The sequence below is a fragment of the Buttiauxella noackiae ATCC 51607 genome, assembly GCF_001654865.1.
In the GTDB taxonomy this organism is placed as follows: Bacteria; Pseudomonadota; Gammaproteobacteria; order Enterobacterales; family Enterobacteriaceae; genus Buttiauxella; species Buttiauxella noackiae.
Genome location: NZ_LXEO01000049.1, coordinates 246,614 through 257,110 on the forward strand (window position 1 = coordinate 246,614; position 10,497 = coordinate 257,110).

The following is a 10,497-nucleotide window of genomic DNA, read 5'->3' on the forward strand; positions in this document are numbered from 1 at the left end:
GTGACTCACCCATGCCGCAGCCAACAATCACACTTGCCGCCATAGAGCAGCCAGCAATTTACCTGAATACCCCAAGCGTGGTGCTAAATAACCAGACTATTGAGGAGCGTTTGCGCAAAATTTTGCAGGGAATGGCGCAGCAAAACCTGGATTCGCTCGTCGTTTATGCCGATAAAGAGCATGGTGGGAATTTTGAATATTTGACCGGTTTCATTCCGCGTTTTGAAGAGGGCTTGCTGGTACTGCATAAAAGCGGTGAGGCGGTACTGGTTCTCGGCAATGAAAATCTCAAACTTGCACAGCACTCCAGAATTCCAGCAACTGTGGTACATGCACCGTGGTTTTCACTGCCAAACCAACCAATGGACACCACACTTTCACTAAGCGAAGTGTTGCAACAAGCCGGGCTTCGTGGGCAAAAGCGTGTTGGTATAGCGGGCTGGAAGCTTTTCACTGGCATCAACGACAACAATAAGTCTCTGTTTGATATCCCTACCTTCATTTTCCTGGCGCTTCAAAGCGCGCTGACTCCAGCATATGAATTACTCAACGCTACAGATCTGTTTATTTCTCCACGCATGGGAGCCAGGACAACTAATAACGCCAATGAAATTGCGCACTACGAATATGGCGCAAACCTGGCTTCAGGCGCGGCGCTGACCGCACTGAATGCAATTGAATTAGGTAAAACGGAAAAGTCGATTGCAGCCCTGCTTGCCGCCGATGGGCAAGCCAATAACGTCGTGACCATTGCTGCTACAGGCGATCGTTTTGAAAATGCCAACTTGTACCCATCGGATAAACAGATCCAAAAAGGCGATAAGTTTTCATTAACTGTGAGTTATAAGGGCGGTTTAACCAGCCGTGCAGCATACGTTGTCAGCCAGGCGAATGAACTTCATGATGAAGTCAGTGATTATCTCGATGTGGTTGCCATCCCGTATTATCAGGCCATCGTGAGCTGGCTTGAATACATGCGTGTCGGTATCAAAGGCCATGAAGTATATGAACTGATTGAGCAGGTCCTGCCAAAAAATGAATACCACTGGCACCTTAACCCTGGTCACTTAGTTGCTGACGAAGAGTGGCTATGCTCGCCGATTTACCCGGCGTCAAATATCCCTTTATCCAGTGGAATGTTACTGCAAATCGACATTATCCCATCACGTAAAGGCTACGCTGGTGCCAGTATTGAAGACACCATTGCGCTTGCCGATGAATCTTTACGTCTGAAAATAGCCACCCTCTACCCGGAGTTATGGCAACGCATCAGCGCACGCCGGAATTACATCCGTGAAGTACTGAATATTCACTTGCATGAGGACGTGCTGCCGCTCTCTAACACCGTGGGATATTTGCGGCCCTATTTGCTGAATAAAGATTTGGCGCTGATTTGCCAGTAATGCTTATATTCCTGCGCCGGATATCTTCCGCGCGCAGGAGTTTTGAATCTTTAGTTTCTCGGGCAATGGGTCTGATGAACAAGTTCAGGTGTCCAGTGGAATTCAACTACATGTCCATCCGGGCTTCTGACGGCAATATGTAATTGTGCAAATTCACCTGATTGCAGGGTAAAGAAAAGTTGCGTCAGTGGGTATGGGCAGCCAGCCTGATAGGAAACAAACATTTTCTGCCGGGTTCGCTGAGAACCTCGCTGTGTATTAATGACCAGTTCTATGGTCATTTGCCCGGAAATATCTCTCTCAAACACAGCATATGCAGTGAGATTTTGATGACCAAATTGATGATTGTGCGATACCCATATCTGATCTCTGGTTCTAACAAGAGTTGCGTGCATATTTCGTCTCACTCATTTATTGGTAATCAATATTGAAATACAGGCTGGCGTGGATTTTCCCCGGTTGTACCTGTTCATCAATCTGGTAATACTGTGAATAAAATCGAACGGCGTATTTGTCGGATTTGGTATTTCTCAATTCAACCTTTTTCATTTCATGAAAATTAAGCGGCTGATGATCACCACCAAGCACTTGCACTCCGATCCCCTTAGCAGCAGAACGCCCCACCACTAAATTGCTTAACACACCGTCAGAACCCGATTTTTTTCCGAATTGACCATTCCATTTCAAGAAAACAGCGGAGTGTGCTTTATCATCAGCTACACAAGATAAATGAATATCAAAAGGGGTTTTACCTGCCACAGAACCAGGTGATTTAAACCGGTCAAGTACGACACTGGGTAACGTTATATTGCGAGTTCTCTCACCATAAATTTGGCATGAACGGTTCAGGACAGTAACAAAATTGGGCGGAACATAAATATCTATCAGAGGTGTACCCTGCAATAGGTTATTTATTTCAAAGCGCATATCTCCTGAGCCTCCTCTAACCAATGTTCCGTTATCGGCCTTAATTAATTCGATAATTATTTTGGCACCAGATAATTCAGATATGCTTGCAGAAAATTTAGAAGGCCATAATATTTCACGCCCACTTGACGTTACTAAAGTCATTTTCATACCAACACCTTTTGCATTGGTTTGAAAAATTCCAGAAGTTTTCATTTTCGATACCCCACCCGGAACATCAGCACTAAATTTAATAATCTTTTCACAGTCCGGAGACGGTGGAAGCTGTACAGCGAAAGAACTCTTTTTTAATACTGTTCCTAAAGCAGGATTATTTCTCTTGGTCAGTACTTCCGGTGATAATGTCATTTTTTGTGATTTAACAATACATGTAGCCTGGGAATTAAAACCAACTACCAGGAGTATCAGCAGTGGTATTCCTGCACGAACTAACGACATATTGCCCCCTGGCTTTTAATATCAACTGTGCATACTCCAGTTTCCGACGGCACACTCACCGTAGATGATTGGGTTTGATCAATATAAATAAGCCCACCCTGCCCCACATAACCAATATGGTTATTTTCCTGATCTTTGATAATTGCGCCAAAAGGTAATGTCTGTTGGTTATGAAGCTTAGGATGAATAATGGTCTGTTTATTTATCTTTGTATCAAAAACAACGTGAGCAACACTGCCTTCAAAGGGCACAACTTTCCTTTGTGTTTGCTGAAAAGTCACGGAGTCATCCGCGCCTTTTGGGTTAATCACCACATCGTTAACACGCCAGGCACGCAACCAGGGCATAACTGCATAACCATTTGAGTCAAAACGGGTTCCTGGCGCACCATCCAAACGGGCACCTTTGGCATCTGCGGCGTAAACCAATGCTACGGTATCGCTTCGTTCTGGGGAGAAAGTCACCCCTTTACTATGCGCAATCATTGAACCGCTCATACCCGCACTTGCCTGATGCCAGTTATTGCCCTGGCTTAATGTCGTGCTAAGAGTGCTATAGGGTGAACGATAAGTTCCATTCATTCCCCAATCCATCTCTCCACCACGGCCGTAGGCGGCGTTAATGCCTAACATCATATTATTTTCTTCATCAACTGAGGTTGAGAAGCCCATACGCGTATTGCTGGCTTTACCATTACTGCTGTAGCTGTCTGAATATATCTGCGTATACCCAGAGTCTGAGCGCGGGAGTGAATAACTAAAGTTTAACGCAACCTGATCGTCTTTCGTTACTCCACCATATTCATCTTCATTCCATAAACGCTGTACTGAAACCGTCCAGTTTAAATTGCCCCAGTTATTGCTGTAGCCCACAGAATATTGCCGATAACTATCCTGCTGTTCCCAGTATTTATTAATCGAACCAGAGATATTTAATGATCCCCATCCATCCTGAAAAGGCTGACTCAGGCTTAATGACCAGGACTGTTTTTCGCGTAATACGGCGTATTCCAAACCACTGTCTTGCTGTTCAAAAGCATCACGCTGTCCATAGAAATTTTTCGCATTGAATTTTCCCTCCAGCCAAAATGAGGTTTGCGACAATGGTAGGGTTCGGTTGTAGGTCAGCCGGTAACCCTGCCCGTGGTTTTCCTGATTATCGAAATTAAAGCGTGACTGCGTAATGTCGAGAGCAAAAGCGCCAAAAAAGGTATTCAACCCAGCACCCACTAATGCCGACTGGTAATGGTCAAATCCTGTAGCACCTGAATAGAGCGATACAAAGTTATTTAGGCCATACTGCCACGTCGCCTGAGCAGCAAAGGGGGATTCATTGCTATCTTGCTCATCAATTTTTCCAAGCGAAACGTTATAGCGACTCACACCTGGTTTTAACAATTGTGGCACTGATGAATAAGGCACAGAGAAACGCCGAATACGTCCGTCAGATTCCTGAATTGTCACCAGCAAGTCGCCACCGGTATTTGCCGGTAAAATAGACTCAATTGAGAAAGGTCCTGCCGGTACAGATGTTTGATGAATAACCCTTCCATCTTGTGTAACAGTGACACGCGCATTCGTTTCCGCCATCCCTCTGATATTTGGCGCCCAACTCAACGTATTATCCGGGTGCATTTGATCCTGTGATTCAAGGGATGCCCCCAAAATGCTTAAACCATCAAACAACTGGCTATCGGTATAAAATTGCCCGGCACTGAGCATGGACTTCCAGCCAATCAATGGCTTTTTTAAGGTAGTCCGGTTACTGGAATAATGGTTTCCACTGTCATTGTTCCAGTCGAGGCTGCCAAAATGCTCAAGTAACCAACCTGATGCAGAAGCTCTTATATCAAGTCCTAGCCAGGCACTGTCCGAACTGGAACGACTATCGTCACGCTGCTGCATCGAGTAGTAATCAGCCATATAACCGAGATTAATTGCCGGAATCCCCTGCTGCCACTGCTCAGGCTGCACATAGTTACTATCGGTATTATCCAGATATGCTTGTGGAACACTCATCCGTAATTCCAACAACCCGGCATTAAAGGTTTCTACAGCATTACCGTAAACGTCCCATTTATTAATCGTGCCACAGTAATTTTTTTCATCAGCAAGAGGTTTATTCATCCGAATTGTATTAATCCCGACAGACTCGAGAAAATAAGCTGAATGACAGGTTGCCAGGTCACCCTCTTTGGTTTTATTAAAAATAACATCGTGACGACCGCGCCAATGCTCATTGACATAAACATCAACGCTATAGCTCCCTGGTGGCAATGATTTTATATCGAAAGCACTAAGATCATTACTCTTAGCATTTCCCATCAGAATGGCATTATTAAATGTATAACGAATATCATCCTCTGCGGTTGCACTCATTGGCAGAAATGAAATATTTGCCAGCACTAAAAATGGAGTGATAGTCGTTTTCTTATAGAGATCCATCTTTTTATATCCTTACTATCCATGAGTAATGATTTTTGTTTCAACTACTCCACCGTAATCATTAATACTTTGAACAACTAAATTTTGCCCGTGAGAAATGTTCTCTTTTACTTTAAATTCCATTTGGCTCCTGGGGGCGACCATCTCACTTTCTTCTAAAAGGCCGGAACCTGAAGCCGTTTTAATATCGACAATAGTAATAAAGAATGGCGAGGAATTAAGAACCGTAATTTTATTTTTTGAAGCAAGTAACTCTAATTTATTTTCTGCATCTGCTCTATTACCAAGCCCTTCAGGCCGCCATATAAATTTAAAACGGGAACGGATCGCCATATTTAGCATGCCAGCATCTTTTTTATACTCGTTCTTATCGATTGCAGGAACATCCAAAATATTTAGCCACCATAGCGACTCTTTGTCATTAATCGTGATCTTTTTCAAATCCTGTTTTTTAATTCTTATTGATTGACCATTTTTCGCATCAACGCGAGCAATAGGTGGAGATATTATAAATGGCGTAGAGATTTTTTCTGGCGGTACATCAGGATCACCTTCATCCAACCAGATTTGAGCCAGCGATGGCGCGCTACCTGTGTTTGTCATTTGGATAGTGATTTCTGGAGCATTAGCCGGGTAGATAAAACGAGTTCCATTAACAATAATATTGTCGGCATAGGACCGTGGCGTTAATAGCATGCAAGATATAAGAATTAAAAATCGCATCGCAACCTCCATGTGATTAATACCATAGCCATAAATGGCTATGGTATTTTTATCTTAAAAATATGTTATGTGATAATTAACCTGGGCAGTAACTGGACCTGATGTACCAGATTTCACACCTGGGTCGCTCACTTTTATATAACCAACATTGAATGAATAGTTGCGTTTATTACTATTATAATGACCACCTTCATCATCTGCCAGATGAGAGCTTCTTTCACCTACGTCAATCTTTTTCCCATCTTTGGTCATAAGCAGAAGTCCAACATTACCCAATGCTTCATTTGAGTTCTTCAAGTACCCCTGCTGTGTCACATTATTATCATTAAACTGAATGGCAATCTTCGGAGGTTTTTCAGCAATTAACCCACAATTTTCAAGTGTTAACTTAAATGATACAGCGTTGGTTCTTGTTTCTGACGTTGGTATTTCTGAAAATCTTACTGGTGGTAAAGAGACCTGTTTCCCTCTATCAGAGGTAGATATCTTGCATGAACTCTCAAATACGAGGCCATCGAAATGAACCACATTGGCCCATTCTTTTATTCCTGATCCATTGCCTTCAAGAGCCATTGCTACAGGAGAGAAACTAACACATGTCAATAAAGCAAGAATTGATACCTTATTCATAATATTTTCCCTTTGTTAGGAATACAATAATTCTGTATCTATCAAGAGGCATTTACCTCAGATATATTATGAATAAGTAAACATATAAGTAACTACGGATATTAACGTATTTGTATAGTGCCTAGTGCTTGCTACTAATATATTAATCTTAAAATTTGTTATGCAATGGAATGTGTTTTTATCTTTTCCTGGTTATAAGAAACACTTTGGAAAATTAAACCCTTATATATCAACAACCCCATTCTAAAGACAAATAACTCCTGCTTAATAATTCGGTAAAACCGATTTATTATTATGCACAATAAGCTAAATCTCATTAGGTCTTACATCTTATCGTTAGCCCAATTAATGGGTGACAGTGAAATTACTGTCCTGGAGAAAATAACTATAAAGAGGGAAGATCAATGCTTAACTACGCAGCAGAGCAAAAACTGTTCTTAGTCACCCGACCCTCAGTGCAAAACCATCTTCTTCTTGAGCGTCTGAATCAGGAAATTAAGATCCCGGTTGTCGTGCTCAATGTAAAAAAACCGATGATGTTTTATGCTTCTGAGAAATCTATCTTTATTTACGATACTGATGCTGCCAGCAGCAAATCCAACAAAGTTTGGCCAAAGCTGCTTGCGGAAAGCCAGTCCAGCATACGGATATGCCTGCTTAACTGCTCAAGGGCTTTATCGGTTTATGAGAAATCAATTTGGCATCGTTTCGACACCATATTACCCGAAGACTCCACTCCTGGCAGTCTGGTTAATGCCATAAAAAGTATGATGCAAAATAAACATGAGAATAATGCAAACGCTTACCTTCAAATTGCACCGGAACAGACATATGGTGATAAAAAATCAGGAAATTTAACCGTACGAGAGTACGAGATCCTGCACGAGTTATGTAAAGGTGAATCTAATGCACGTATCGCCCAATCTTTCTTTATCAGTGAAAACACGGTCAGAACGCATCTTTATAATATATTTAAGAAAATATCAGTAAATAATCGGATACAAGCTGTAAATTGGGTTAACAACCAACTTGTTAATTACATCAATTTACCTACAACGCAATAATAACGGGGTTGATTGACTAAACTAATTCAATATGTATATCTGATCAGGGATTTTTTTATTCAAGGATGCATTGCCACATGCTTAAAAAGAATATAGTACAGGAAGTATTAAATTACATTGAAAACCATATCGATGTGAATATTAACATTGATGATATATCCCTGTTTACAGGTTACAGTCGCAGGCATATCCAGACTATTTTCAAACATCATGTAAGGATGCCTCTCGGCCTGTACATACGTAAGCGTAGAGTGACACGAGCATCGATCTATCTGCGTTTAACCAGCATGAATGTAATTGATATTTCTTCAAAATTTGGCTACGACTCGCAACAGTCCTTTTGCCGGGAATTTAAAAAAGCAGCAGGAATAACACCACTTCAGTACCGTCGCAGTAGCTGTTGGGACTTCTCACCATTACTGGCAGAATTTAACTTTAACCGCGTCGACGTAGGCAGTTTTCAGATATGCACATTGCCCGAAGGATATGTTTCCGGCCATATGTCTCATCAAGAAATAGCTATCCCCACCAATAAAGATATTTTAGAGTCCCGCTGGAATACCATCATTAACCATTTGAATAGTCAGAAACAAAATATTTGGTCTATATCAGAATATAATGCACATAAGAAACACTCAATGCGAATAAAACTAAGCTCTATTATTGGCATACATAAAAAAGAGGTAAATAAAAAACCGGGTGATCATGCCTACCCTTCGGGGGTATATGCCAGATTCTCATTCAGGTGCAATAAAGAAGAATATTCAAAGTATTCAAAACATATTTATCTCAGCATTTTTCCTAAACACAGGTTAAAACGCAGAACCGCACCTGATATTGAAGTTTTTACTTATAACGGCTATGCCAGGTCAGAAAATGCTCTGGATTGTGAATACTACATTCCTGTCGAAGCGGTGCCGAATAAGAACTAGCCGTGTTGTCTGATCTGCGTTGTATTATCGAGTTTTCTAATCGAGGGTGTGAAACTGGCTGCAAAGGTTGCAACAAGAACCGCAGCCGCACACGCCAGTAAAACATTTGTGTTGCCGTAGTGCATCGCAAGAGGCCCTGCGGCGATTTCGCCAATCGGAATCGCCACAAATGAGCCCAATGCATCATAGGCATAAACACGGGCAAGTTTTTCAGGGGGGATATGAGTTTGTAACGAGTGCGCCCAGGCCACACCAAACAACCCGAAACCAACACCTGCGATAAAAAATGCTGCCATCAAAATTGAAGTTGACGGAATCAGAGCAAGGATAACAAGTGGTCCTGCGCAAAATGCCGTTAAAATTGTACCGATTAATAAATCCCGACGCGGCCGCCAGCGAAGCGCAATAACAGAGCCGACAATCAAACCCGTACTCTGCGCGGCTATCGCCATTCCCCAACCTGTTCGGCCAAATGTTGCATCTGCGACTACCGGACCCAGCACCATCATCATCCCACTAAAAGCGGCGTTCACGATGGTAAATTGCACCACAATAGCCCATACCCATGAGCGTGAAATAAACTCAGCCCAACCATCCTTTAAATCCTGCAAGATATTGGATTCAGCGCCCTGAGACTGCGCCGCATTAGTTCGAATCATTAAATACAGCGGTGCTGATGCCGCAAACCCTAAAGCATCAATTGCTAATCCCCAACCAGGCCCCATTACGCTTATGAGAACACCACCCAGCGATGCGCCAATGACCGTCCCACCATAAATACCCAACTGGATAAAAGCATTCGCTTCCCGCAAGGAGTGCACCGGGACAGTTTGTGGGACCATGGCTTGTGAAGCAGGTAATGAAGCCCCCGCTGCGGCTCCGTTTACTGCGCCTAGTATCACCAACAACATAATGGTTGCTGAGCCATCCAGAACAAGGACGGCAACAATACCCTGTGAGATTGCAGCGATAACCGATGAGTACAGCAGTACACGGCTTCGGGAATAACGATCGGCAAGTACGCCACCAATCAGTAAGAAAGCGACGTTAAAGATAGAGCGCGCAGCAATAACAATACCCAAATCAGCGGCTGATCCCCCCATGTCGAGCACGGCAAACGCCAGGGCAATCGGTGCGATTCCATTGCCCAGCACGGTCAAGAGGCGAGCAAAAAACAAATTGCGGAACGGCGCATAGTAAAATGCCCGCTTAGAAGATATCGCTGCCGTACCTGTGCTCACTAATTTTCCCCGAACTATTTTGCGGCTTAATATTCACTATGATGTGATAAGGCGGCAAGCGCATCAACAACTAGAAGGATGATGGGTATATGTAATGCCTTACTTCCCCCTTACTAACACCACCTACAAGATCTTTGCTATGTACCAACGGTTCATGGCGAACTCATAGCCAGAAAGGTTATTTATCAGTAAGTTTAAGGTAAAGGGTTCCGGGAAGCTAAGTGACATCAATGAAATACAGATCTCACCAGGCAATACGTTACGACTGAAATAAATAAAATCAGCGTGTGATTTTAAGCTGTCGGGGAACGACTGAGGTATGTAACTGCTGGCATGACATTGTCAAACCAGCAGTTAAGAAAGGAACCTAAGAACGGTATCTGAAGAAAAGAATACTACGGCCAAATGCTATTGACCGTAGATTGCATTGGTCCCGTCACTCGGTTTTTCGTCGTCCGCTTCTCCATACAGGGTGTTCGCGGTTTCATCCGGCAGTTTTTCTAATTTCCCGCAAATATAGACGTGTGAGCCCAGGGCCAAACGATAAGTATCCTCTGTCTGGCCATTGTCGCGTGCCGAGCCCCATACAATGCTTGGGCTATCAGCCATACCGATATAGGTTTTGGACAGGTTATCGTAGATTACCCTGTTGTATTGTTCATACTGTCGGCGATCGGAAGTTGGGGTGCGTGATA

The 10,497-nt window shown here is 43.0% G+C and carries 9 protein-coding genes and 1 pseudogene; 3 read left to right on the top strand and 7 right to left on the bottom strand.

From position 1 onward, the window contains the following. The first annotated feature begins 11 nt into the window (after positions 1 to 11). A complete protein-coding gene (locus tag M979_RS16880; RefSeq protein WP_064555726.1) occupies positions 12 to 1,403 on the top strand; it encodes a M24 family metallopeptidase in 1,392 nt (463 codons plus the stop codon). A 50-nt stretch (positions 1,404 to 1,453) separates the two neighbouring features. On the opposite strand, the gene M979_RS22660 is transcribed toward M979_RS16880, so the two are convergent. Genes M979_RS22660 through M979_RS16900 form a run of 5 tightly spaced genes read right to left on the bottom strand, consistent with a single transcriptional unit; the run spans position 1,454 to position 6,565 of the window. Then, positions 1,454 to 1,798: a hypothetical protein gene (locus M979_RS22660; protein WP_074388677.1), complete on the bottom strand. Its 345-nt coding sequence runs from the start codon at positions 1,796 to 1,798 to the stop codon at positions 1,454 to 1,456. Between the two features lie 16 nt (positions 1,799 to 1,814). Beyond that, positions 1,815 to 2,768, bottom strand: coding sequence for a fimbrial protein (locus tag M979_RS16885; RefSeq protein ID WP_064555728.1), 954 nt, complete (start codon positions 2,766 to 2,768; stop codon positions 1,815 to 1,817). Further along, on the bottom strand, positions 2,759 to 5,212 hold the full coding sequence (locus M979_RS16890) for a fimbria/pilus outer membrane usher protein (RefSeq protein WP_064555730.1): 2,454 nt from the start codon (positions 5,210 to 5,212) through the stop codon (positions 2,759 to 2,761). The genes M979_RS16885 and M979_RS16890 overlap by 10 nt, the downstream gene beginning before the upstream one ends. Positions 5,213 to 5,227: 15 nt before the next feature. Continuing rightward, positions 5,228 to 5,935, bottom strand: a complete 708-nt coding sequence (locus M979_RS16895; protein ID WP_034460549.1) for a fimbrial biogenesis chaperone — start codon at positions 5,933 to 5,935, stop codon at positions 5,228 to 5,230. A gap of 54 nt (positions 5,936 to 5,989) precedes the next feature. Beyond that, the gene (locus M979_RS16900; RefSeq protein WP_064555731.1) at positions 5,990 to 6,565 is read right to left on the bottom strand and encodes a fimbrial protein; all 576 of its coding nucleotides are present in this window, start codon (positions 6,563 to 6,565) and stop codon (positions 5,990 to 5,992) included. 404 nt (positions 6,566 to 6,969) lie between these two features. Here M979_RS16900 and M979_RS16905 point away from each other — a divergent pair, with 404 nt between their 5' ends. Further along, entirely contained in the window at positions 6,970 to 7,629 is a 660-nt protein-coding gene (locus M979_RS16905; RefSeq protein WP_034460551.1) for a LuxR C-terminal-related transcriptional regulator, read from the top strand. A gap of 77 nt (positions 7,630 to 7,706) precedes the next feature. Continuing rightward, positions 7,707 to 8,561 carry a helix-turn-helix domain-containing protein gene (locus M979_RS16910; protein WP_064555733.1) on the top strand — a complete coding sequence of 285 codons (855 nt, stop codon included), beginning with the start codon at positions 7,707 to 7,709 and terminating at the stop codon, positions 8,559 to 8,561. On the opposite strand, the gene M979_RS16915 is transcribed toward M979_RS16910, so the two are convergent. Then, a complete protein-coding gene (locus M979_RS16915; RefSeq protein ID WP_064555736.1) occupies positions 8,558 to 9,802 on the bottom strand; it encodes an MFS transporter in 1,245 nt (414 codons plus the stop codon). The genes M979_RS16910 and M979_RS16915 overlap by 4 nt on opposite strands. A 408-nt stretch (positions 9,803 to 10,210) precedes the next feature. Next, positions 10,211 to 10,497 (bottom strand): annotated as a pseudogene (locus tag M979_RS23635) (hypothetical protein); the annotation flags it as partial.